General features: G+C 42.3%; 23 protein-coding genes. 12 read left to right on the plus strand and 11 right to left on the minus strand.

Features of this window, described 5'->3' with window-relative positions; all coding sequences use genetic code 11:
- Positions 1-106 precede the first annotated feature (106 nt).
- A complete protein-coding gene (locus tag LC608_RS10315) occupies positions 107-367 on the plus strand; it encodes a hypothetical protein (RefSeq protein WP_229553442.1) in 261 nt (86 codons plus the stop codon).
- A 20-nt stretch (positions 368-387) separates the two neighbouring features.
- Here the strand turns inward: LC608_RS10315 and sbcD are convergent, their stop codons facing one another.
- The 3 genes from sbcD to LC608_RS10330 all read right to left on the minus strand — a co-directional run bounded on the left by sbcD (position 388) and on the right by LC608_RS10330 (position 4695).
- Positions 388-1641 carry an exonuclease subunit SbcD gene (gene sbcD, locus LC608_RS10320; protein ID WP_229553443.1) on the minus strand — a complete coding sequence of 418 codons (1254 nt, stop codon included), beginning with the start codon at positions 1639-1641 and terminating at the stop codon, positions 388-390.
- A gap of 63 nt (positions 1642-1704) precedes the next feature.
- Positions 1705-2430 (minus strand): phosphoadenosine phosphosulfate reductase, encoded by a 726-nt coding sequence (cysH, locus tag LC608_RS10325; RefSeq protein WP_229553444.1) that lies wholly within the window; start codon positions 2428-2430, stop codon positions 1705-1707.
- A 675-nt stretch (positions 2431-3105) separates the two neighbouring features.
- Positions 3106-4695: a DHA2 family efflux MFS transporter permease subunit gene (locus tag LC608_RS10330; RefSeq protein ID WP_229553445.1), complete on the minus strand. Its 1590-nt coding sequence runs from the start codon at positions 4693-4695 to the stop codon at positions 3106-3108.
- 268 nt (positions 4696-4963) lie between these two features.
- Between LC608_RS10330 and LC608_RS10335 the strand changes: the two genes are divergently transcribed.
- The gene (locus tag LC608_RS10335; RefSeq protein ID WP_229553446.1) at positions 4964-5557 is read left to right on the plus strand and encodes a TetR/AcrR family transcriptional regulator; all 594 of its coding nucleotides are present in this window, start codon (positions 4964-4966) and stop codon (positions 5555-5557) included.
- A 138-nt stretch (positions 5558-5695) separates the two neighbouring features.
- On the opposite strand, the gene patD is transcribed toward LC608_RS10335, so the two are convergent.
- On the minus strand, positions 5696-6049 hold the full coding sequence (gene patD / locus LC608_RS10340; protein ID WP_229553447.1) for a heterocyst frequency control protein PatD: 354 nt from the start codon (positions 6047-6049) through the stop codon (positions 5696-5698).
- 348 nt (positions 6050-6397) lie between these two features.
- Between patD and LC608_RS10345 the strand changes: the two genes are divergently transcribed.
- Positions 6398-8668 (plus strand): bifunctional (p)ppGpp synthetase/guanosine-3',5'-bis(diphosphate) 3'-pyrophosphohydrolase, encoded by a 2271-nt coding sequence (locus LC608_RS10345; RefSeq protein WP_229553448.1) that lies wholly within the window; start codon positions 6398-6400, stop codon positions 8666-8668.
- 80 nt (positions 8669-8748) lie between these two features.
- Here the strand turns inward: LC608_RS10345 and LC608_RS10350 are convergent, their stop codons facing one another.
- Positions 8749-9951 (minus strand): HAMP domain-containing sensor histidine kinase, encoded by a 1203-nt coding sequence (locus LC608_RS10350; protein WP_229553567.1) that lies wholly within the window; start codon positions 9949-9951, stop codon positions 8749-8751.
- A 247-nt stretch (positions 9952-10198) separates the two neighbouring features.
- Here LC608_RS10350 and LC608_RS10355 point away from each other — a divergent pair, with 247 nt between their 5' ends.
- The 4 genes from LC608_RS10355 to LC608_RS10370 all read left to right on the plus strand — a co-directional run bounded on the left by LC608_RS10355 (position 10199) and on the right by LC608_RS10370 (position 13264).
- Positions 10199-10564 (plus strand): type ISP restriction/modification enzyme, encoded by a 366-nt coding sequence (locus LC608_RS10355; protein WP_229553449.1) that lies wholly within the window; start codon positions 10199-10201, stop codon positions 10562-10564.
- 177 nt (positions 10565-10741) lie between these two features.
- Entirely contained in the window at positions 10742-11821 is a 1080-nt protein-coding gene (locus tag LC608_RS10360) for a M4 family metallopeptidase (protein ID WP_229553450.1), read from the plus strand.
- A 131-nt stretch (positions 11822-11952) separates the two neighbouring features.
- Entirely contained in the window at positions 11953-12252 is a 300-nt protein-coding gene (locus LC608_RS10365) for a protealysin inhibitor emfourin (RefSeq protein ID WP_229553451.1), read from the plus strand.
- Between the two features lie 100 nt (positions 12253-12352).
- The gene (locus LC608_RS10370) at positions 12353-13264 is read left to right on the plus strand and encodes a DUF4437 domain-containing protein (protein WP_229553452.1); all 912 of its coding nucleotides are present in this window, start codon (positions 12353-12355) and stop codon (positions 13262-13264) included.
- Here the strand turns inward: LC608_RS10370 and LC608_RS10375 are convergent.
- Positions 13252-14766 carry an amidohydrolase family protein gene (locus LC608_RS10375; protein ID WP_229553453.1) on the minus strand — a complete coding sequence of 505 codons (1515 nt, stop codon included), beginning with the start codon at positions 14764-14766 and terminating at the stop codon, positions 13252-13254. The genes LC608_RS10370 and LC608_RS10375 overlap by 13 nt on opposite strands.
- Before the next feature lie 47 nt (positions 14767-14813).
- Here LC608_RS10375 and LC608_RS37510 point away from each other — a divergent pair, with 47 nt between their 5' ends.
- The 4 genes from LC608_RS37510 (at position 14814) to LC608_RS10390 (ending at position 17211) form a co-directional block, all read left to right on the plus strand.
- Complete coding sequence (locus LC608_RS37510; protein ID WP_374108391.1) at positions 14814-14897, plus strand: hypothetical protein; 84 nt, start codon at positions 14814-14816, stop codon at positions 14895-14897.
- On the plus strand, positions 14884-15678 hold the full coding sequence (locus LC608_RS10380) for an aspartyl/asparaginyl beta-hydroxylase domain-containing protein (RefSeq protein ID WP_229553568.1): 795 nt from the start codon (positions 14884-14886) through the stop codon (positions 15676-15678). The genes LC608_RS37510 and LC608_RS10380 overlap by 14 nt, the downstream gene beginning before the upstream one ends.
- An 88-nt stretch (positions 15679-15766) precedes the next feature.
- A complete protein-coding gene (locus LC608_RS10385) occupies positions 15767-16774 on the plus strand; it encodes a zinc-binding dehydrogenase (RefSeq protein ID WP_229553454.1) in 1008 nt (335 codons plus the stop codon).
- Between the two features lie 38 nt (positions 16775-16812).
- A complete protein-coding gene (locus tag LC608_RS10390; protein WP_229553455.1) occupies positions 16813-17211 on the plus strand; it encodes a nuclear transport factor 2 family protein in 399 nt (132 codons plus the stop codon).
- A gap of 43 nt (positions 17212-17254) precedes the next feature.
- Here the strand turns inward: LC608_RS10390 and LC608_RS10395 are convergent, their stop codons facing one another.
- The 5 genes from LC608_RS10395 to LC608_RS10415 form a co-directional block, all read right to left on the minus strand.
- Entirely contained in the window at positions 17255-17731 is a 477-nt protein-coding gene (locus LC608_RS10395) for a hypothetical protein (RefSeq protein ID WP_229553456.1), read from the minus strand.
- Between the two features lie 123 nt (positions 17732-17854).
- Complete coding sequence (hpsU, locus tag LC608_RS10400; RefSeq protein WP_229553457.1) at positions 17855-18436, minus strand: hormogonium polysaccharide biosynthesis acetyltransferase HpsU; 582 nt, start codon at positions 18434-18436, stop codon at positions 17855-17857.
- A gap of 32 nt (positions 18437-18468) precedes the next feature.
- A complete protein-coding gene (locus LC608_RS10405; protein ID WP_229553458.1) occupies positions 18469-19425 on the minus strand; it encodes a glycosyltransferase family 2 protein in 957 nt (318 codons plus the stop codon).
- Between the two features lie 142 nt (positions 19426-19567).
- Complete coding sequence (locus LC608_RS10410; RefSeq protein ID WP_229553459.1) at positions 19568-20500, minus strand: glycosyltransferase family 2 protein; 933 nt, start codon at positions 20498-20500, stop codon at positions 19568-19570.
- Positions 20501-20633: 133 nt separating this feature from the next.
- Positions 20634-21428 carry a hypothetical protein gene (locus LC608_RS10415; protein WP_229553460.1) on the minus strand — a complete coding sequence of 265 codons (795 nt, stop codon included), beginning with the start codon at positions 21426-21428 and terminating at the stop codon, positions 20634-20636.
- Positions 21429-21644: 216 nt separating this feature from the next.
- On the opposite strand from LC608_RS10415, the gene cobU reads away from it, so the two are divergent.
- Positions 21645-22217 carry a bifunctional adenosylcobinamide kinase/adenosylcobinamide-phosphate guanylyltransferase gene (gene cobU / locus LC608_RS10420; RefSeq protein ID WP_229553461.1) on the plus strand — a complete coding sequence of 191 codons (573 nt, stop codon included), beginning with the start codon at positions 21645-21647 and terminating at the stop codon, positions 22215-22217.
- Positions 22218-22252: the final 35 nt, after the last annotated feature.

A 22252-nucleotide genomic window follows, 5' to 3' on the forward strand; every position in this document is an offset into this window, starting at 1 on the left:
CTGTATAAAAACCTAACTGCCTAGCGGCAATCTGTACCTTGACAATTGAAGATATGGGGTTCTATTCCATAGTTCTAGTTCCTGCCCAGGAATAGGTAAAATCTTCATGGGGACTAGGCAACACAGAATTAATTCAAAACAAATTCTTGGAGCAATCCAACTACCGAGGGGCACTCGGAAAGTCAACGCTTGGGGAGAGAACCACCTCTGGGTTAGATACCGCAAGGGGTTTAATCTAAGTGGACTCGTTGAACCAAGAATCTCCGTGGCTTCAGCCCGGAGAGTGTCAAATTCTCTCATTATTGAAAGAGCGATCGCCCCTACAGTGAGAAAATATAATCAAGCGATCGCTACCCTTAAAACATGAATATATAATTGGCAGACATCCTATTCATTAGTTGCTGCTTCCAGCCAAACTTCTACATCATCTGCTAGCAACTTATGTGCTGCATCCATCATTGATGTTGCTATGTCTTTGAGGTCTTCGCGGTTGTTCAAGTAAGTTTTCAAGGCTTCCATTGGGTCGATGCTGCTACTTGCAGTCAATTCAGGAATCCGGGGGCGAGCTAATTGACTCAATAATTCTGCTTGAATGGTGTAGGTGTGAGCGAGACTTAAAGCAGTATGTAGAGAAGAACTGTCAATTAAATCCATCTGTTCGGAGCGGAGTTTGTAAATTAGCCGCACTACAGCATCTTGAATATCATACTTAGCGATCGCTTTCATTAACAACGCTTGCGGATCATCTGCTTTTGAGACATCCACCTCAATGGTGCGGAAAGTCCGAACTGTTAAGGGACAAAATTCCCATTCAGCCTTCCCTCGCTCAAGTTCTATCATCACATAGCCTTTGTCTTCTTTTTCTTCACTAAAATCTACCCGCTCAATGCTCCCTGGATAAATCACCGGTGGGTTGTTGGATTTATTCAGATTTTGGTGGCGGTGGACATGTCCCAACGCTACATAATCAAAACAAGGTCGCGTTAGCAAAGATAAGGGCAGAGTAAAGCCTTTACCTACTGCCAAAAAGCGCTCTGCGCCCAAGGTAGCATTGTCAGACATCAAGTGAGCCAAAAGGATAGTTGGCACATCGGGGTCAAGACGGCGAATTTCCCCTTCCATAACAACTCGCAGACGTTCCGTTAAGAGTTGGTTGACTTCCGCCAAAGACGAACCTTCAGTCTCTTGGCGAGTCATCAGAGTTGAACGGGTGAGCCAAGGAAGGGTGATTACTTGCACTTTGCCATTGCGAGTTTCGATGCAGTGAGTGGTTAATGTGTCACCGACAACAAATCCTGGCACTCCCAAAGTGCGGTAAATATTTAAACTCGCGCCTCCCTGTCCTTGGGAGTGTTGGTCGTGGTTGCCTACCAACAGCACTGTCGGAATATTGGCATCCATGAGACGGCGAAACTGGCTGGCAAAAGCTTGTTGTACGTAAGGCGGCGGTGTAGCATCTGGAAAAGCATCGCCACCAAATATCACCATATCAACAGCATCTGTCAGCGCTCGATCAATACATATAGACAAAGTATTGACAAAATCCTCCAATCGTGTATTTAATCCAGTTGTGGGATTAATTCGTCCGTGAGAGAAGCCGCTTCCCATGTGGATGTCGGAGAGATGGAGGATTTTAATCATATTTGTCCTTAGTCATTAGTCATTTGTCTAACATATTAATGACTAATGACTAATACATAACAACTAAATATGAATTCCGCATTCTGTTTTATCACTTCCCCGCCAGCGTCCGGCGCGTTCGTCTTCGCCTTCGCCGACTTTGGTGGTGATGGGTTCATCACCTATGCTGGGATAACCTTTGTCGTGTAGAGGGTTGTAGATGACTCCATGTTCAGCCACGTAAACCCAGCTGTCTTTACGTGTCCAGGTAGCTATGGGATTTACTTTCAGCCGACCTTTATTATCTAATTCAAATATGGGCATATTCGCACGGGTTACTGCTTGGTCACGGCGGCGTCCGGTTATCCAAGCGACGCTGTTGAGTTCGTCTAGACCCCGTAGCAATGGTTCAATTTTTGTAATGTGATGGAATTGGGCAATATCCTTGTCCCAAAGTTTGTCGCCGTATTTGGCTTCAAAGGCTTCGCGGGTGTCTACATCTGGAGTTTTGAAAGTTTGCAGATCCAGGTTGTAGATTTGTATGGCTTTGGCTACTAATTCTAGGCTTTCAGGGAAGTGGTGCAAGGTGTCGAGAAAGATCACAGGAACGGGATGCTTCAGTTCACTGTAAAGAATATGGGTAATTATCATGTCATCCACGTTAAAGGCGCTTGTTTGCACCAGTCCCGTTGGGATATTCTCTATAGACCATGCCAGTATTTCTTTGGGAGTGGCAGTTTCAAATTGCTCATTTAATTTTTCTAAGTCAAAAGCGATCGCTTGGTTTCTAGATGCCGTGGATACTGTCATGATAATCTTCTGTTCAAATATTTTTACCTTGACTAAGATTTATTTTACCCCACAAAGGCACGTATTCCGCCCGGAGATAAGGTAATTATTCTGTTCGGAAATTACTACATTGTGGAACTGGAGAATGGGTAGTGGGGAAATGATTAATACGGTTCGGCAGGGGAGGCAGGGGAGTCTCTTGAAGAAAGAGGGTTATTGTTGAGTAATTTTTCTCTCAAGAACAGGTTCTCTTCCCGAACTGCCCCCTGTCTGCCTCAACCAAGAAATTCCTTAACCCAACGGTATTGGAGAAACTAGGAGAATAACACATTCTCAGTAAAAATATTTAAGTATAAATTAAGTAATTACTAAGAAAGTTTACGGTAATTTAAGTTTTACAATGCTCTTATAGATACTTATACTGATTTTGATATGGTTAAGGAACAATTAATAAAAAGGATTTTACTTAAATGAACACTTCAAAATCCCCCAATCGCTTAGGTGAATCTATAATCATGGGCGCTTTAATGATGTTGACCAGCGTTAGCGTTATTACAATAATGAACTTTTTTTAAAATAAACATTTCTAATTTTAGCAATAAAACTTCACATAACCCTGCTCAAAACTGAGTGGGGCTTTTAATTTTATTTTTGACTTTTGACTTCCCCGTAGGGGCTGACTTCCGCCTTGCGGTACTAGTGACCGATTGGCGCTTTCGCTCCTGCACCGCCTTTACCCAGGAATAATAACAAAGGTAATGAGCAAAGGAACCCTATCCCTACGACTCGAAAGCAATCTGCGTAAGATAAAACAGCAGCTTGGGTATCTAGTATTTGACTAATTAAAGCTAGTGCTTGTTGTTGAGCGGTTGCCGCATCTATGCCTTGGCTTTGGAGTGCCCCGTTGAGTGCATCGAGGCGCTGATTGGTTTCTGGGTCATAAGGACTAAGTTTTGCTAACAAAATGTCCCGATGGAAAGCGTGTCGTCGGTCAAGCAGAGTGGTGAGCAAGGCAATGCCGATGCTACCACCCAGTTGTCGGGTGAGGTTGTAGAAACCAGAACCAGCAGAAACATCTTGTTTGGGTAGTGGGCCTAAAACTGCCAAACTCAAAGGGAGAAACATCAACACAGTAAAACCCCCACGCCATACCAATGGCCAAAATAAATCATCTGTGCCGGTTTGTGGGGTAATTGCTGCTAGTTGAAACATGACTCCAGATGATCCGACAGCGCCCATTGCAATTAAAAATCGGGCATCAATTTTACTAGAGAGTTTGCCTAATAAAACCATAACGATCGCAGACGCTAAAGCCCCAGGTGCTAATAATAGTCCTGTCTGCGTTGCCGTAAAGTGCAGCACACTCTGAGCAAATATTGGCACAGCAAAGAGTGTGCCATAAAGCCCCATGCCCACAACTGCTGAGAGAACGCTTCCCGCAGCTAATGAGCGGTGACGTAAAACTTTCAAATCTACAGCAGGGTGATCTGTTTTCAGTTCTCGCCAAATAAATGACCCTAAGCCGATAATACTAGCGATCGCTAACGTGGTGATGAAACCCGAGGAAAACCAGTCGTCTGTCTCTCCTTCTTCTAACAAAGTTTGCATACAGCCAATAGCAATGACCAAAAACCCAATCCCCAACCAATCGACGGCTTGGCTTTGTGTCTCGTTTTTGTCTTTGTCTTTGGGCAAAAATGCAAAGGACATCGCCACTGCAATGATCCCGAAGGGAATATTAACAAAGAAAATCCACCGCCAGCCCAAACCATCTACCAGGAATCCCCCTAAAGTTGGGCCGATAGCTGGCCCAGCAATTACACCTACTCCAAAAACTGCCTGCGCTAAACCCTGTTCAGCAGGTGGAAAAGTCTCGAACAAAATCGCTTGGGCTTTAGCTAGCAATCCGCCACCACATAAACCTTGAAGTATTCGAGAAAAAACTAGCATCGGTAAATTAAATGCCAACCCGCATAAAACCGAGGCAAGAGTAAAGCCAATCAACGAGAATATGAAGTAGGTTTTGCGTCCAAAGTAATCTCCCAACCATGCAGATAAGGGAATTAAGACAACATTTGCGATCGCATATCCAGTTACCACCCAGCCTACTTCGCTAACAGTTGCACCAAGGCTGGCTTGTATGTCAGTCAGGGCAACGTTAACAATACTGGTATCAATCACTTCTAAGATAGCACCAAGGGAAGCCGTAAGAGCGATCGCCCACTTCAATGGCCCGTGGACATAACCAAATTCGTCAAAACTAGAATTTTTAATATTGGTAGTCATTGTTAGATAAATAATATTTGGGACACTTACGCCAAAGCTAAAATTAAATTTTGTATATATACGCTACGGTAGCGTATCATATTGAAACGGTCAAGGGAGACTTCAATGAAAAGTGGCAGAACTACCTATGCTAAGGATGGATGGTCACTGCTGCTGTTTTCATGCATAAGAATTGGGTTATAGGGCTTATTTGTTTCCTATAGGCTATGTTCTATGCCCAAAGCTAGAAGCAAATGGCCAAGAAGATATTGCTTGGGGATGATATTTTATGAGTAAGCAAATTAACAGCCCCTCTGGACGACCACGCAGCATCCAAGCCGATCAGGCTATTGTGGAAGCGACTTTGGATCTGCTTGCAGAGGTAGGATATGAAAGCATGAGTATAGAAGCGATCGCTTCTCGTGCTGGAGTTGGTAAAACGACTATCTATCGGCGTTACACTTCCAAAGAAGAACTAGTTGCAGACGCGATAGAAAGTTTGAGAGATGATTTAGTGATCCCCGATACTGGCAAGTTTTGGGGAGACATGAATATCCTAATTAATAATGCCGCCAAAAAAATAGATAGTCCCCTTGGTCGTCAGACACTCGCCCTGATAATTAGTACAGCGTCTAGCAATCCTCAGTTTGCAGAGGTTTATTGGACAAAATATACAAAACTCCGACGTGAAGCTTTTTCTAAAGTACTTGAGCGTGCCAAGTCTAGAGGTGAAATTCACAAGGATGCAGACGTAGACTTAATTATTGACCTTGTGAGCGGGTCACTATATTATGCACTGATATTCAAGCCCACAACCGAGCCAGTAGAAGCGTACATGCGCCGCACCATGAATCTTCTCCTCAAAGGTATTGGCATTAGTTAAAGGGGCATTGGGCATTGGGGAAGAATTTTTATAACTCCTAACTCCTAACTCCCTATTCCCAACTTGTTGCTAAAATAACTTTCCATCATAGGTCATAAATGAGATGATGGAGAAATTAGAGAAAAAGGTGAACAATTGTTATTTTTCTCCTTCCGCTTCTGGTTGCAGGATGGCATCACAGTATTGAATGAGGGTTGTCAAGCGATCGCTAATCGTTTGAAGTCTCGTTTGTGCAGTAGATGCTTGCCGCGCTCCTTGCAAAAACATCACATCTATTGCCAACAAGCGCAGTTGCTTGCTTATTTCGGTTTGATAAGACTGCACTCGCGAGTTTTCATCTGCCAAAGGTACAATCTGCTCCCGAAAGAATTGCTGCAACGAGGCTACACGCTGCCGCAGTTCTGGTGAAACAATTTGGGTAGTTGCGGCATCTGAACGTAATTGCTCTAGCAAGGTTACGAGTGCCAAATATTTCTCACGGTTTAAAGACATCCGGTGCTAGTTAAGATAGTATTAATGTCAAGTAATTTTTCTTCTACAATAAACTTTCTTAAAGACTTATCAACACTAAAAGCCTCAAATCAGGATTTGAGGCTTTGTTTGCCATCAATGAATTTTCTTTATGATCCTTGAAACTCAAATTGGATGACTACCGGACGCTCCTACCTCGCTACGAGACGCTGGGCGAACGCTACCCCTAACGCTGGGCTATCGGCAATTGGAGAATCATCCTTACACTCGTTTTTTAGCCGTCTCTGGGCGACAGCATCTTCTTAGGTTGATGCTGCCAGTTTTATTTATCATTCACTTAATCTACCGATCCTATCCCAACCCAATTGTATGAGCAGTCTAGCTATAAATTCATCAATTGATATAACCATTCCGGAATGGTTAAAGAAATGTTTGAAGGAGTCATCAACAAGTAGCGGCGCACCGGAAGATGATCGAAGGCATAGTGATGCAGTCTTAATTGGTCGCGCATTTGAATTTGCTTACCAACTGCATCAAGGTCAATACCGCAAATCGGGAGAACCATACATCGCTCATCCTGTTGCTGTAGCTGACTTGCTGCATGATTTGGGAGGCAGTGCTGCTATGATAGCAGCTGGATTTCTTCATGATGTCGTTGAAGATACAGAAGTAACAAGTCAAGAAATAGAAGAACGCTTTGGCGCAGAAGTGCGGCAATTGGTTGAAGGTGTCACCAAGCTTTCTAAAATCAATTTCACTAGCAAAACCGAAAGTCAAGCGGAAAACTTCCGGCGGATGTTTTTGGCAATGGCGCAAGATATTCGGGTAATTGTGGTGAAATTGGCAGATCGTTTGCATAATATGCGAACTTTACAATACATGTCAGAGGCTAGCCGCCGCCGCAGCGCCCAGGAAACGCGAGATATTTTCGCACCTTTAGCCAATCGCTTGGGGATCTGGCGAATTAAATGGGAACTGGAAGATTTGGCTTTTAAGTATTTGGAACCAGAAGCTTACCGCCAAATGCAAGAGCTTGTTTCCGAAAAACGGACGGCGCGAGAAGAGAAATTGGCTAAAGCTACGAACATGTTACAAGAGCGTTTGCAGCAAGCCGGAATCCGCTTTCAGGATATTAGCGGTCGTCCCAAGCACCTTTATAGCATTTACCAAAAAATGCACCGCCAGCAAAAGGAATTTCATGAAATTTACGATTTGGCAGCGCTGCGGATTATTGTTCAAAGCAATGAGGAATGCTATCGGGCGTTGGCGGTGGTTCATGATGCTTTTCGCCCAATTCCTGGGAGATTTAAAGACTACATTGGGCTGCCAAAGCCTAACCGTTACCAGTCGTTACATACTGGGGTGATTGGACTAACTGGCCGTCCCTTAGAGGTGCAAATTCGGACAATCGAAATGCATCATATTGCCGAGTACGGGATTGCCGCCCATTGGAAGTACAAAGAAACAGGGGGTTCTAGTATTAGCCATTTGACAGGGACGGATGACAAGTTTACTTGGCTGCGACAACTGCTCGAATGGCAAACTGATCTCAAGGATGCACAAGAATATCTTGATAGCATCAAAGATAATCTATTTGAAGATGATGTCTATGTCTTCACCCCTAAGGGAGATGTTGTTCCTTTAAGTCCCGGTTCCACCACTGTAGATTTTGCTTATCGCATTCATACGGAAGTAGGAAACCATTGTTCAGGGGCGCGGGTGAATGGGCGAATGGTATCTTTGTCAACGCGGCTACAAAATGGCGATATTGTAGAAGTTCTCACCCAAAAGAACTGCCATCCGAGTTTGGATTGGTTGAACTTTGTCAGAAGTTCGGCGGCGAAATATCGAATAAAACAATGGTACAAGCGATCGCGCCGGGAAGAAAATGTTGCCCGTGGACGGGAATTGTTAGAAAAGGAACTCGGTAAAACTGGTTTTGATAGCCTGCTGAAGTCTGATGCAATGGAGACTGTCGCCCAAAAGTGTAACTACCACAGTGTGGACGATTTACTCGCTGGTTTGGGTTACGGGGAAGTGACATTGAACTTGGTGCTAAATCGTTGGCGAGAAGTGGCGAAGGCACAACAACCAATTTCCACCGTGTCGCCATTTATCCCCAAAGAACCAACTACATCAAAAGCTTTGCGGGATGCACCTACACCTATCTCCCGCGCCAGTGATTCGCCAATTATTGGGGTAGAGGGGTTGGTGTATTATTTAGCTGGGTGTTGTACCCCGATTCCTGGCGAACCAATTATTGGTGTGGTGACGCGAGGTAGGGGGATTTCGATTCATCGCCAAGGCTGCAATAATCTGGAAACTGTGGAGTATGAGCGCTTAGTACCAGTTAGATGGAACCCCGCCGCCGAAAATAGTGGTCGCCCGCACACGTATCCTGTAGATGTTCAAATTGAAGCTCTTGACCGCGTAGGAGTGCTAAAAGATATTTTGTCACGGTTGAGTGACCAAGGAATTAATGTCCGCCATGCTCAGGTGAAAACCTGTGCTGGTCAACCTGCATTGATGGACTTAGGAATAGATATACGCGATCGCTCTCAATTAGAGCAAGTGTTTGTCCAAATTAAGAAAATGAGCGACATTTTGAATATCCGCCGCGTTGGTCAAATTGACGAGTAGGTGATTGGTAGGGTGCGTTAACGCAGTGTAACGCACCAATTTATTAAGTGCGATTTCACTTTCAAATTTCCTTGGAATAATTAGCCCCGATCATAGGTGATGGTTTCTAATGGCAAAATTATTGTAAATGTAGATCCTTTTCCTAGCTGTGAATCTACTTTAATTTCACCATCCATTAACTGAACCAATCGAGAGACTATGGCCAAACCTAATCCTGTACCATCAGAACTTTGGACTTGGGGAGCAGTTACTTCCCGAAAATAGGGATTGAAGATTTGTGCTTGAGCATCTGGAGAAATACCAATACCACTATCAGTAACAGAGATAGCCCACTGCTGTTGGGATACCGTCCAACACTCCAAATGAATTGAACCAGATTCTGTGTAGCGAATTGCATTACTCAGCAGATTTGTCAAAATTTGCTGAAGCCGAAGCGGATCTGTGATAACTTGACTTGGGGCGCGTTCGCATTCAACAACCAAGGATAATTCTTTAGCACGCGCTAATGGCTCAATCATCTCTAAAACAAAGTTGATTAAACTACGCACATCGGTTAAAGTAGGCTGCAATTTCATCTGTCCGGCATCATAGCGCGAAATTTCCAGAGTATCGTTAATTAACCGGACAAGAAGTCTACCACTTTTGAGAACTCGCTCGATACTTTCAAGATTTCCATGGGTGTCTTTGAGTTCTGGTTGTTGACGCTGCTGGCGCAGAAATAAGTCTGCGTAACCGATGATTGAAGTGAGGGGCGTTTTCAGTTCATGAGCCAAATGAGAGAGGTTATCTTTATTAGCGCGAACCAAACGAGTTAATTCTTGGTTAGTCAACCGCAACTGACTTTGGAGTTGTTTAAGCTCTTGTAATCGTCCTTGAGTATAACTGTTAAAGCAACGCGCGATCGCTTCATCAATTACTGTATCAATCAAGCGAACAGCCCTTAGCACATCTTGTGCAGATCCCTGTAATAAATCTTCTTCTAAAAAGGAAAAAATCACAAACCGGAGTAAACGATACTCTCGCGCAATTTCTGCTGGTTCAAATCCCTGTTGGGCGCGGAGTGTGCCGTGTTCTAAACTTGCATCTACTACTGTTTGCAAATCGCTCGTTTCCGATTCAGAAAGTACTGTTGCTAATGCTTTCAAAACACGGGGTAAGCTATCCCGTACAGCATTGAAAGTAAGTTCATTAGTAGCTTCAATTTGTTCATCTTGGTAAACCGCTTCTACCCATTGATCAAGAATAGCATCACTTTTTGCAATTAGAGTCTGACTAAAATCCATCTTTTGCCTAGCCAAATACAGCGAAGCCTGTTCCATTAGAGGTAGATTAGTACGTTTAATGTCAGGTTCGCACCTAACAGAAGATAGAGGTTAGTCAAAAGACAACTTTTTACTTAACTAATTACTTTAGCTTATTTCAACATACATAAATGAAAGAGCGATCGCTTAACCAAGTAGATTGTGGTTACAGACATAGTAGGACAACTCAACACTATTAAAGTTTTCAGTGTATTTATATAGATATCTTTTGCACATCAATAATGAAACTGTCGAACCCTATCCTTTAAAACGAATTGATTTACCTCTCGCTACAAATAGGACACCAAAGGTAAAACTCAAAGCCGATACAGCCAATGGAACCATTATTTTAGATGATGTCACAAGTTTAGAAGGTATCCCCAATATTGCTTGGGAATATAGCCTTGGCAACCGTTGTGCTTTAGAATGGATTTTAGATCAATACAAAGAAAAGAAACCTAAAGACCCTACTATTGCTGAAAAAATCAATACATACTGCTTTGCAGATTACAAAGCACATGTAATAGATTTACTACAAAGAGTCTGCACCGTCAGTGTGGAAACAATGCAGATTATTCAACAGATTGAGTTGTAATCGATTCGTTATTTTTAGGGAACAGACTAATCAATGTACTATCCATCCTCCACAGACCTATCCGAAAATACAGAGTAGAAAAATTTTTTCACAAAACAAACCAGGGACACACGATTTGGATTTGTTTTTATGTTCCTTTGTTTGTCAATATTTAATTTTAAAAGGAGGCTATCTTGGATGGCTCGAAATAAAAAGAAATCAACCGGATTCAAGTCTGAACATCTACTTAACTCTAGATGCCCTATTTGTTGTATTATCCCATCCCATATCCTGGAAAATGTCGTTGTAAATGGCAACCCTCAGCAGCGTAGTTGGGCTTTTCATACATTAAATATTTCGGCACAGTTTCGTGGACGGAGAGATGTTATAGGTAATGTCTCATTTGCACCTTCTCCGGGTGAAAAGCGGCGCACTATCTACGATGCAAAATATGGCCAGCAACTTCCTGGTACATTAGTGCGTGGTGAGGGAGATCCTCCCAGCAGTGATGAAGCAGTTAATGAAGCCTACGATGCTGCTGGTGCTACTTATGAATTATTTTATGAGATATTCGATCGCAATTCCATCGACGACAAAGGACTACGTTTAGACTCCACCGTGCATTATGGCGTTAAATATGACAATGCCTTTTGGAACGGTGACCAAATGGTTTATGGTGATGGCGACGGAGAAATGTTTCAATGCTTCACCAAGTCAATAGATGTTATTGGGCATGAACTAGTTCATGGTATAACCCAGCATGAAGCGGGTTTACAGTATTATGGCGAACCTGGGGCACTGAATGAATCGTTTTCTGATGTCTTCGGTTCCTTAGTGAAACAAAAGAGCAAAAATCAGACTGCACAAGAGGCAGATTGGCTCATTGGCGAAGGCCTTTTGAAACCCACTGTTAAAGGTGTTGCCCTGCGATCGCTAAAAGCCCCAGGAACAGCATACAATGACCCACTATTGGGTAAAGATCCGCAACCAGCCCACATGAAAGATAAATATACTGGTACTGATGATAACGGCGGGGTGCATATCAACTCAGGAATCCCTAACCATGCCTTTTATCTAGCGGCTGTTGAGATTGGTGGTTATGCTTGGGAAACAGTTGGCAAAATCTGGTATATTGCTTTACGCGATCGCTTAAATGCCAAAGCGGATTTTAAAAAAGCTGCCAACGTCACCATTCAAGTTGCAGGCGAAGTCTACGGTAATGACAGTGATGAGCAAAAAGCTGTACAGAATGGTTGGCAAAAGGTAGGAATTATTTAGAGTTAGGAGTTTTTTCTTAACTTCTAGCTTTTATATGTACTACTTGTTATTGCTAAACCGGGAGGTGAAAACTATCATCTCCCAGTACTTGTATTTTTCCCAACCAAGTAGCACAACGGAGAGCAAAATAAATGCGGATATCCTTTGAACGCACGGGTGGCTTTGCTGGGATTACCAAGAAAACAAGCCTTGATACAGATACTCTCCCGCCAAACGAAGCCAGCACACTTGTGCGACTGGTGGAAGTTGCTGATTTATTTAGGCTACCTGAACACATTACCTCGCTAAATCCTCAGAGCGATCGCTTTCAGTATAAATTAACAGTAGAAGATAACGGTAAGCAGCATACAGTGACTGTTAGTGAGGCAGCATTGCCAGGAACCTTAAGACCCCTGATTGAATGGTTACAAGTTACAGCACAAAAAAGGTAATTTGCTAAATTAACAATTTAATTTTTGGATGAAAATCCAGTCAACGCAATATAAAATTGAATGCCTAAAGAGAAGCATATAACTAGGAGAATGCGAAGTCGTGGGCGAAGAAAATATAAATTTTAATTCCGCAGAAGAAAACCAAACTGATGATTTTTTGCACGTAGCATCTTTAAAAGAGGATTGGGGCGGAGACGGAAGAGGGCGCATGAACCTATCAGGAAGGCGTACAGCAATCTCGAAAGAGTATGTACCCCGCCAGTACCAATTCTTTAATACAAATACTGTACCAGAAGAACACGGTTGGCGAGTGAGTGAAATGCCAGATAATGTAGCATTTGGTAGTAGGCGATTACTTGCTTGGCATGACAGTGGTGCATCAACCTCAAGAGTTGTAATACCACGGCAGTTTGAAGCACCATCTGGCTTCTTTACTTCTGATTTGGAGATTTTCGTGCTTAGGGGTGCAATCCAAGTGGGAGAGTGGCAGTTAAGAAAGCATGGCTACTCCTTTATCCCCGCAGGAGTGAGAGTAGGCCCTTGGAAAGTGCTAGGTGATGAGGAAGTAGAAATCCTCTGGATGGAAAACGGTTTTCTTAAATATAAAAATACACTAAATGATCATCCAGATGCTAGTTTAAATGAGTTTATTCCAGCATTGGATAGCAAATTACTACCGTGGGGTAGAACAGATACAGTTCAATTTGTCCAAGCAAGTAAGAAGTGGCTAAGGAAAAATGATAATGGTAGTGGAACTTGGCTAATAAGCATCTTGCCACATTTTGACGGCAAGTATTCAGAAATACAATCTTATAATGAAGAGGGCTATTGCTTGGCCGGATACTGCGACGTAGGGAATTACCGATTCCTAAAAGACCACTATTTATATTGTCCTAGTTTTAGTACTATCCCCCGACATAGAACGGATGATGGTGGTTTATTTTTGATTCGAGTTGACAGAGATTTATCAAAAGCCGGAACAGTTTTTTCATACGCACCTCAAGACACATAGGTTTTTAAGCTAAGGTTTCCATGTGGATTACTAGAAGGTCTTTTTAAATAGCGCCCAATAGGTGAACCTATAACCTCTCCATTGTTGTAAATCAAATTTCCGCGCAAAAAAGTACTTTTTACCCGCCCAGTTAACTCCACTCCTTCAAAGGGTGTGTAACCTTGTTGTGACTGCGACTCAGCAGCACTAACCACAAAGGTTTCATTAGGGTCTAACAGCACCAAGTCAGCATCATAACCAATAGCAATATCACCTTTTTCTAACAAACCAAAGCGCCGGGATGGGTTCCAAGATAGTAATTTAGCCATGTGATTGTAGGACATCCCCCGCTTGCTACCTTCACTAAATACACCAGAAAGTAAATATTCTGTCCCGCCAAAACCAGACTTTGCTAACCAAATATTATTCGGGTCTTTAGCACTTCTTTTTTGTTCAGCAGAACAGCAAGCGTGGTCGCTAACTATCCAATCTACTTGATTGTTGAGTACTGCTTGCCATAAGTATTCCACATCGGCACGGGGACGAATAGGAGGGTTGACTTTTGCCCAAATTGTATTGGGAGTATCGACATCTAATAACAAATGTCCGATAGTAACTTCTCGCCGAAAGTTGATATGAGGAAAAGCAGTTTGCATAGTCAAAGCTGCTTCCATTGCTTTACGCGAACTCAGGTGCAACAAATTGATATTTGCACAGTTAGTCTCATGCGCCAAATAAGAAGCAATACAAATTGCTAAACCTTCGGAATGGGGAGGACGTGCTGCACTGTAAGCGTGTAATCCACTAAGACTAGAATCGTTTTCAACTATTTTGGTGTAGGCGTTGAGAATTTCTGCAACTTCGCAATGCAAACTCAAGCTGATAGTATCTCGCGCTTCTGGATGCTTTTCCATCAAGCGAGTTAGACCACGCATAATAAATTCAAAATGGGCGAAATCGTACCGTTCCTCTTTATTAATCATTAAAAAGAGGTTTTGCTGGTCTGACAAACCATGCAACCCATATCCGCCATAAAACATGAAGATTTTAAACGAAGAGATACCGTGTTCTTCAAACAATAAAGGTATTTCGTCGATATGCTGGCTAGATATAGGTGCGATGTGATAGCTGTAATCTACAAAAAAATTACCTGCGGATAACGCTAACACCTCTGGAAAAAAATCGCGGTAGGAGCCGCCTTTGTTAAGATAATACTGTCCTGTACGGATGTAATTCAGACTGGTAGTCACGCCTCCCATTGCGGCTGCTTTGGTTTCAGTTACAGCATCTTTGTCGAGGGGTTGATAGATACCGATGTGCATGTGGGCATCCACGACCCCAGGAAAGCCTAAAAGGTTTTTGCCATCAAATACCTCTTTACCTGTGTCTGGGCTAATATTAGGGGCAATCTGAGCAAACTTTCCATCCTTAATGCCTAAATCAAGTAGTTCGATTGCATCCTGATGGGGACGAACTACCCGCACATTTTTGATAATTTTATCTAATACGGGAGTTTCAGACACAGTAGACCTCACACTAAAATGAGTTTAGTCAGGAATTCCAACATCGAATTGGGACGAAGACCAAATCCCATCATTATATAACGGTTTTTTATGAAATCATCTTCAGGAGAAAAGACAATGGAAAGTTTTAATGAGTATCATATAGACCCCAAAAAATTTACTTTCCTCAAAAGTTTTGAAGATAACTGGCAAGTGATTAGAGATGAGTTTACACACTTTATTAAGAATGCATCTGATGACGAGTTAAAGTTAACTTATAATATTTTGGGCCCTAAAAGTCAAACAATAAAAACTAAGGGTGATGCAAAATACAGTGCTTTTGGTATTTTATTTCAAGGTATGTTTATTGAAAAATATATTCAGGTGCATCAAATACAATATCCTGATTATGGGCCAGATGATGCATCACAAAAAGCACTTATATTAAGAGAGAAATATTTTCCAAATTTGGCTAAAGTAATAGAAAAAGTAAACTTTAGCGATGATGGAATTATCAGAAATGTGTATTTTGGAACATTCTATCCAGGCTTGGATATCAAACTGCATGTAAACTATAACCCTCACATGAATCGTGGCTATTTAGGATTAATCGTGCCAGAGGGAGATGTGGCTATGAAAATATGCCATGAGCAACTTTATTGGCATGAAGGAAAATTCCTGGTTTTAGATCATAGCTATCCACACTGTCCGCATAATTACACTAATTATGATAGAACTGTCTTGGTTGTAGACTTTTTTAAACCGGATAAACCTAGAGATGAAGTTATCCGATTTGAAAAAAAGCAAGTTACACAACGGATGCAAGATAATCCTTACAGCTTAGGTGTTTTTGGTAAAAGCGATAAAGCTAAAGAAGAAGATTTTATCAAGTATGGTTTAGCTCATCAATTAGAGTGGGATAAAGCTTTATAAGCTTAGTCTAATGCATAGATTGTTGATGGTGCGTTAGCTAAAAACATAACGCACCCTACATTTATATTTTTTAAATTAATATAGGTAAATGAACGCAAAAGCTTACAAAAAGTTAATAGCAAAGCAACTTAATCAAGATTTTAAATCTGCCATTGAAATTGTCGAACTTCCTATTTCTAAACCTGCGTCTAGTGAACTTTTAATTCAAAACAAATTTGCTGGCGTTAACGGTGGCTTTGACACCTTACTTTGTCGTGGTGATGTTCCATATATTAACTTGATTCCTCCCTTTGACTTGGGTGTGGAAGCAGTGGGAAAAGTTGTTGCTGTAGGTGAAAATGTTAAAGATTTTCAAATAAATGATGCTGTAATAACTACGGCGCGTGGTGGCGGTTATCGAGAATATCAGCTTATCGATGCAAACTTAGCGGTGAAGGTGCGGGAAGCAACGCCAGAGGTGCTAACACTAATACCTACAGGTGTATCAGCTTTGGTTGCATTGGAACAAGTGGGAGAGATGAAAAGTAATGAAGTGGTTCTAGTGACAGCAGCAGCAGGAGGAACCGGTCATATTGCGGTGCAATTGGCAAAGTTAGCCGGGAATCATGTCATTGGTACTTGCAGTTCTGAAGCTAAGGCAGATTTATTAAAGGAATTAGGGTGCGATCGCATTATCAACTATCGCACAGAAAACCTCAATCAAGTCCTCAAGCAAGAATACCCCAATGGGATTAATCTAATTTTTGAGTGTGTAGGCAAAGCAGTATTTGATACTTGCGTTGAAAACTTGGACGTGCGTGGACGTTTAGTAGTGGTTGGTTTTATCTCCGAATACGGAAATAATGTAGAGCAAATTACACAATCACGCATTTATCACCAGCTATTTTGGAAAGCTGCTTCTGTGAGAGGCTTTCTTATGCCTCATTATAAAGAATATATGGCAGAGGCACGCGATCGCCTTTTAAACCTGTTCTACACAAACAAACTCAAAGTTGCTGTTGACCCAACACAGTTTCAAGGCATAGAATCTATACCCGACGCTGTAAAATATCTCCTCAGTGGGCAGAATTGTGGCAAAGTGGTGGTGAGATTTTAAGTAATACGGTATTAGTTTACATCCGGTCGGGGGTGAAAATGACGCAAGATTCAGAAAATACTTTAAAAGTTGCTCAACAGGCATTTGAGAATCTGACGCATGGTATGGCAACAGGAGAGTGGGAACCGTTGTTAGATATGCTCACAGAAGATTTTACTCTTTGGTTTCCAATGGGAAAATTCCACGGTTTGAATGTGGGAAAAGAGCGAGCTAAAGAATTTTTCGAGTACGCTTTTGAATCCTTCAGTCCTGGTTTGAATCTGACTAGTTTAGACCGTGTTACTAGCAATGAAACAACGGCTGTCTTTGAGTTTCAGGATGAGGGGCTTTTGTTCGGACAGCCTTACAAAAATCGGGTAGCAGTTTCTTTTGATGTGCGTGGAGACAAAATTTGCAGTTATAGGGAATACTTTGGCAGCGATGGAAAATCGAATTAAATAATTCGTAATTACGAATTACGAATTATTTAATACACTCTTCTTAGTTACTCTCAGGGTTGAGTTCGCTGATTTCTCGGCATTTAGCCTCTGCGGCTTGATATGCTGCTAAATAGTCTTGACCACCCAACATCACATCACCGTAATATTCATAAGGTGGATCGCCATAAATTGGCAATGGATCATCTTCTGGATAATCTTCTTTCGATTCTTCAAGGATGGCTTTCAGTTTTTTAACGGTCAGCCTTTGTGCTGCAAAATACCAAAGTTCTTGGGGATTTTTATTTAGGTGCGGTAATGTAGGATCGACAATACGGACATCGGAAGCGTCGCCTACCTCAATCCAACCGTGTTCAATCGGTCTGTATGGTTTCCCTGCAAAAGCTAAAAATCCCTGAATATATCTTGCTCCCTCAGTGGATAATGCTGCTTTGTAAGCATTATCAAACGGAGTGCTAGCTCTGCTGTTTATACTTTCAGCAATTTTGATTGACAGCGTTTCATCCAATAGTTCGTTCATCAATAGCAAGGATTAGAGCAGCCGTAAAAATATATTACCACTGCTGCTTACAATTTTGCTTGCCCAAATCCATTGTCTGCGTGACGGGTAAGCAAACTTGAAACTCGGTGCCTATCCATCAAATCATGGGGTTATGGGGGAATCAAGTTTTATCCGAACCATCTTGGGACAACAAGGGCTTCCCCAACAAACTTGCCCAGCAGGCATATTAGTAAAAACACTACTACGAGCGCCAATCACAGCATTAGCGCCGATTTGCACTCCTGGACCAATGAAACAATCTGCTGCTACCCATGCACCATTGTCAATGGTGATACTCGCTGTTTTCAACCCAAAGCCAGGGTCTTGGATATCATGACTACCAGTACATAGGTAACTTTTTTGCGAAATTACGCAGTGTTCACCGATGCGAATCTGATCGAGGCTATATAAAACTACGTTATCTCCAATCCAACTGTGGTTGCCAATGGTAACTTTCCAAGGGTAGGTGAAGCGGGCGGTGGGTCGAATTAATACGCCTTTACCGATACGAGCGCCAAATAGTCTTAGCAAAGCACAACGCAGAATATTTAACGGTTGAGGAGTCAGGGGAAAGGCGATCGCTTGCACAAGCCACCATAATAAAATATACCAACCTGGACGCCCCCGATCAAACCAAGATTGGTCATATTTGCGTAAATCTACGAAAGGTTGGTCATTACTCATTTAGTTAGGAGTTAGGAGTTAGAAGTTAGTAGTCAGGAGTCAATAGTCAATAGCTCTCCCTCTGCTTCCCTGCTCTCCTGCTCCCCTGCTCCTTCTTTCGGGGTAGTTGCAGTATTTAAGTGACCACCACAGTTGCGTAATTCGTAGAGTTTAACGCCAATTTGATATTCATATTGACTCAGCAAGCGTGCATAGATATATCCAGCTTTGCCATCCAAAAAACCGCGTTGAATAATATAAAATAAAACAAATCGTAAAATGGGTTTAAATGGCAGATGTACCCAGACTTTTTTCAAAAAGCGCTTGCGTTGCACTGCATCACCAAATAGATTCGCGCCGATAGTGCCGCTATCATCCTTACCTGTGAGAATATTAAAATAAACGCTGGCTTCCCAGTTAGAATAGCGGTTGTGGCGTTCTAACCAATGGTAAAGGTCGCGGAAGTCCTCGTGGAGCATATCATTTTTGAGATACCCAACTTTGCCCTGCAAAATCACATGTTCGTGAACTTCGTTATCACCAGTATTGGGAATATCTTCTGTATGTAGGTTTTCGTAGCGACCTTTTTTATGTTGAAATAAACGTAGATTCCAATCGGGATATTTCCCGCCATAACGAATCCATTTTCCTAAGAAAAATACGCGGCGGTTGAGATAATAACCTGTATATTCCTTGTTTTGAATTGCTTGATCAATCTCTTCCCAAAGTTCAGGGGGAATACGCTCATCGCAATCTACAATTAGCACCCATTCGTTACGAAAAGGGAGATTATCTAAAGACCAATTTTTCTTTTTGGGCCAGCGTCCATTGAAGTTGAATTGGACGACATTTACACCGTGACTGTTAGCAATTTCAATGCTGTTATCAGTACTTTGAGAATCTACTACAAATATTTCATCTGCTCTGCTGAGGCTAGCAAGGCAAGCAGGCAAGTTTGCTTGTTCGTTTTTTGCCGGAATTAATACAGAAACTGGTATTTTAGATGACATATATTTAGGAGTTAGGAGTTAGGAGTTAGGGGTACAGACGCGATTAATCGGGTCTGTACAAGAGTTAGGAGTTAGAATGGACTTGAATATGATTGCGGATTGTATACCCAAGAAAAAAGCATTCTGAATTTTCTATTCTTCTTTATTTCTTATTTGATGTGGATAAAAGACCTTGAATAGCAGCATTTAAGTAACCAATCTGACCGTAAGCATATACAAGTTTGTCAAACCGTTCTGCTGGGTCAGAAAAATATTGCAATGCCTTATACAAGCCGCGCACAAACCGTTCGCCACCTCGCTGTAATTGAGCAATTCCGGCTTTACCAGCGAGTTGTTCTCGATAGCATTCACTAATACCCTGCCACCATCCCCGGTTTAAAAACCAGGAGCGTTGGAGGCGTTCTGGAGCAACATTGTGAGCAACCAGCGCTTCCGGAAGATAAGCGACTTGCCAATTACGCTGTAGGGCAAATTCGGTCATTTGCAGTTCTTCATTTGATAATAAATTTTTTCCCACTCGACCAAGATGAGGATCAAAACCGCCAATTTCTTCTAGGAAACTGCGGCGGATGGAGTAATTTAAGCCTCTGGGTGTTAAGCCAGGTTGCTCGATATAGATGATACTGTCACCCAAATCGTATGCACCGAGATTTGCCGCTAATCCGGGAGATAGCCACTGTGGTTGTTGAATTCCTGGAGGCCAGATGAGAGTGACTTTGCCACCTGCGATCGCTAGTTTAGAATTATTGTAATAGGCAAAATATAAAACTTGTAGCCAGCCCTTGCTAGCAACTGCATCGTCATCTAGATAAGCAAGAATATCACCACTAGCTACTTTTGCACCCGTGTTACGGGCGACAGATAAACCAATGGTAGGTTCAAATACATACTTCAGGCGCGGATTGTGGGCCCTTTGTTCTACAACCTCACGAGTGCGATCGCTAGATCCATTATCAACTACCACAATTTCAAAGTCAGCAGCAAAATCCTGCGCTAAAAGACTATCAATTGCAGCCCCTAAATAGGTATCTCGATTGTGGGTACAGATAATGGCAGAGATTTGGGTGTCTGGCATAGCTTTTATTTTGGATTTTAGATTTGGGATTTTAGATAAAATCTGAAATCCAAGGTACACCTGCTGAGAGTTAATCTAAACTAAAAATTACCGACCCACCAACCGAGTTTCTTCGGAAATAATCTTTAAAACTTTACGTTTGTTGAATATGACCGTGTAAAACTACAAGTGTTTGGGCCAGTTGACTCAGGCGGGTTTCCAAAGATTGCTTGCGTCCTAAGAGTTGACGTAACTTTTGGTAACGTGCGATCGCCATGCTAACATTGGGAATCTGATCTGCTGGACATGGACGCGACCAGACTTTACCTGTATCGTCCACACCACAGAGGCGATAGCCAGTAATAGATGATTGATAAGATACTTTCCCACCAGTGGCGCAAATTTCTTCTACGTAGTTCATCAGACGGTCAACTTCTGCATGGCGAAGTGTTGCGGTTCCTCCTGCTTCTGGTTCGGTGGGATTGGATTCTAACCAGCCATTGACAATTGGTCCTTCTAAGTAAATATCCTGAATTTGCTTCAAAATATTTTGCAGTTCTATTTGCCACCCGGCGACAGTTTCCTGAATTTCTTGCAATAGATTCATCGCCAATCCTGGATTCGCCCCGTGGCGATGGCTACTAAAGCTCGGAGTTTTCAACTTGGGTAGGCTGGGTGTTTTGCTACCATCTTCTTCTGCTTGAAAGGTTTGCACAGACTCATGGTGAGGAAAGAAATCTTGTTCAGCAGGATAATCTCCCTCAGTGTCAACTGTTTGTTCCTGAGAGGATGGAGTTTGTGTACTTTCTGTGGATTCGTTGGCTCCGACACTGATTCTAAACGAGAAAGGTCGTTTTGTCGTCGAATCACCAGCTTCGGCGGCAGAGGCAGTGCCGCGATTCCCTAAATCATGTAGAGTTGCTTCTATGCGTTTTAAGCCTGCGTTCATAAAGACATCCTAAGGTTTGCTGTCCCCGATGGTGTTGGATAATTAAGAATGGGGTTGTGGGAATTTTCGGCTTTTGCCAATTTTGGCATCAATGATGCTGGTGCTAATTTTATCTCTTAAAAGTTATTTGAAACTAAAAATTTTGTCGATAAAGTAAAAAACTGCGGTGATAAATTGCAACCGTAGGCATATTGTTAAAATATTCAGGAAACAACTTTGGGTAAAATCATCTTAGTAATAGGGCCAGCACGATCTGGTAAAAGTGAATGGGCGGAAACTCTGGCTATGCAGTCAGGAAAAGCTGTTGTTTACGTAGCAACAGCCACCGATAACCCAGATGACGAAGAATGGCATCAACGCATTTTAGAACATCAACAACGTCGCCCCCAAGAGTGGCTAACTTTATCTGTACCTGTGGAACTGTCTGCTACCCTCGCTGATGCCAAACCTTATACCTGTCTTTTAGTTGATTCTTTAGGAACTTGGGTTGCGAATCTCTTAGAAGAGGACGAATCTAGCTGGGAAAACATCGTTGCAGAGTTGTTAGAAACGGTGGATCTGGTGGCTGCTGATATGGTGTTTGTAGCAGAAGAGGTAGGTTGGGGTGTGATACCAGCTTATCCTCTTGGGAGGGCGTTCCGCGATCGCCTGGGTTCTTTAGTGCGCCAGCTAGGTGTACTTAGCAATACTGTTTATTTAGTTACTGGTGGTCATGTTCTCAATCTCAGCAGGCTTGGTTACCCATTGCCAAATAGAGGGGCAGGAGAAGTAAGGAGTCAAGATTCTTAACTATTGATTCAAATTAATCCAAAATTTAAAATTGT

Origin of the sequence: Nostoc sp. XA010 (assembly GCF_020829625.1) — a bacterium.
Classification (GTDB): domain Bacteria; phylum Cyanobacteriota; class Cyanobacteriia; order Cyanobacteriales; family Nostocaceae; genus Nostoc.

Excerpts from the sequence above, each read along its gene's own strand:
- patD (WP_229553447.1), bottom strand. The coding sequence starts at position 6,049 with ATGTCTTTAAACCGTGAGAAATATTTGGCACTCGTAACCTTGCTAGAG.
- sbcD (WP_229553443.1), bottom strand. The coding sequence starts at position 1,641 with ATGATTAAAATCCTCCATCTCTCCGACATCCACATGGGAAGCGGCTTC.
- LC608_RS10410 (WP_229553459.1), bottom strand. The coding sequence starts at position 20,500 with ATGCCAGACACCCAAATCTCTGCCATTATCTGTACCCACAATCGAGAT.
- cysH (WP_229553444.1), bottom strand. The coding sequence starts at position 2,430 with ATGACAGTATCCACGGCATCTAGAAACCAAGCGATCGCTTTTGACTTA.
- LC608_RS10405 (WP_229553458.1), bottom strand. The coding sequence starts at position 19,425 with ATGTCATCTAAAATACCAGTTTCTGTATTAATTCCGGCAAAAAACGAA.
- hpsU (WP_229553457.1), bottom strand. The coding sequence starts at position 18,436 with ATGAGTAATGACCAACCTTTCGTAGATTTACGCAAATATGACCAATCT.
- LC608_RS10345 (WP_229553448.1), top strand. The coding sequence starts at position 6,398 with ATGAGCAGTCTAGCTATAAATTCATCAATTGATATAACCATTCCGGAA.
- LC608_RS10335 (WP_229553446.1), top strand. The coding sequence starts at position 4,964 with ATGAGTAAGCAAATTAACAGCCCCTCTGGACGACCACGCAGCATCCAA.
- LC608_RS10315 (WP_229553442.1), top strand. The coding sequence starts at position 107 with ATGGGGACTAGGCAACACAGAATTAATTCAAAACAAATTCTTGGAGCA.
- LC608_RS10390 (WP_229553455.1), top strand. The coding sequence starts at position 16,813 with ATGACGCAAGATTCAGAAAATACTTTAAAAGTTGCTCAACAGGCATTT.
- LC608_RS10365 (WP_229553451.1), top strand. The coding sequence starts at position 11,953 with ATGCGGATATCCTTTGAACGCACGGGTGGCTTTGCTGGGATTACCAAG.
- LC608_RS10350 (WP_229553567.1), bottom strand. The coding sequence starts at position 9,951 with ATGGATTTTAGTCAGACTCTAATTGCAAAAAGTGATGCTATTCTTGAT.
- LC608_RS10360 (WP_229553450.1), top strand. The coding sequence starts at position 10,742 with ATGGCTCGAAATAAAAAGAAATCAACCGGATTCAAGTCTGAACATCTA.
- LC608_RS10330 (WP_229553445.1), bottom strand. The coding sequence starts at position 4,695 with ATGACTACCAATATTAAAAATTCTAGTTTTGACGAATTTGGTTATGTC.
- LC608_RS10395 (WP_229553456.1), bottom strand. The coding sequence starts at position 17,731 with ATGAACGAACTATTGGATGAAACGCTGTCAATCAAAATTGCTGAAAGT.
- LC608_RS10380 (WP_229553568.1), top strand. The coding sequence starts at position 14,884 with ATGGAAAGTTTTAATGAGTATCATATAGACCCCAAAAAATTTACTTTC.
- LC608_RS10385 (WP_229553454.1), top strand. The coding sequence starts at position 15,767 with ATGAACGCAAAAGCTTACAAAAAGTTAATAGCAAAGCAACTTAATCAA.
- LC608_RS10415 (WP_229553460.1), bottom strand. The coding sequence starts at position 21,428 with ATGAACGCAGGCTTAAAACGCATAGAAGCAACTCTACATGATTTAGGG.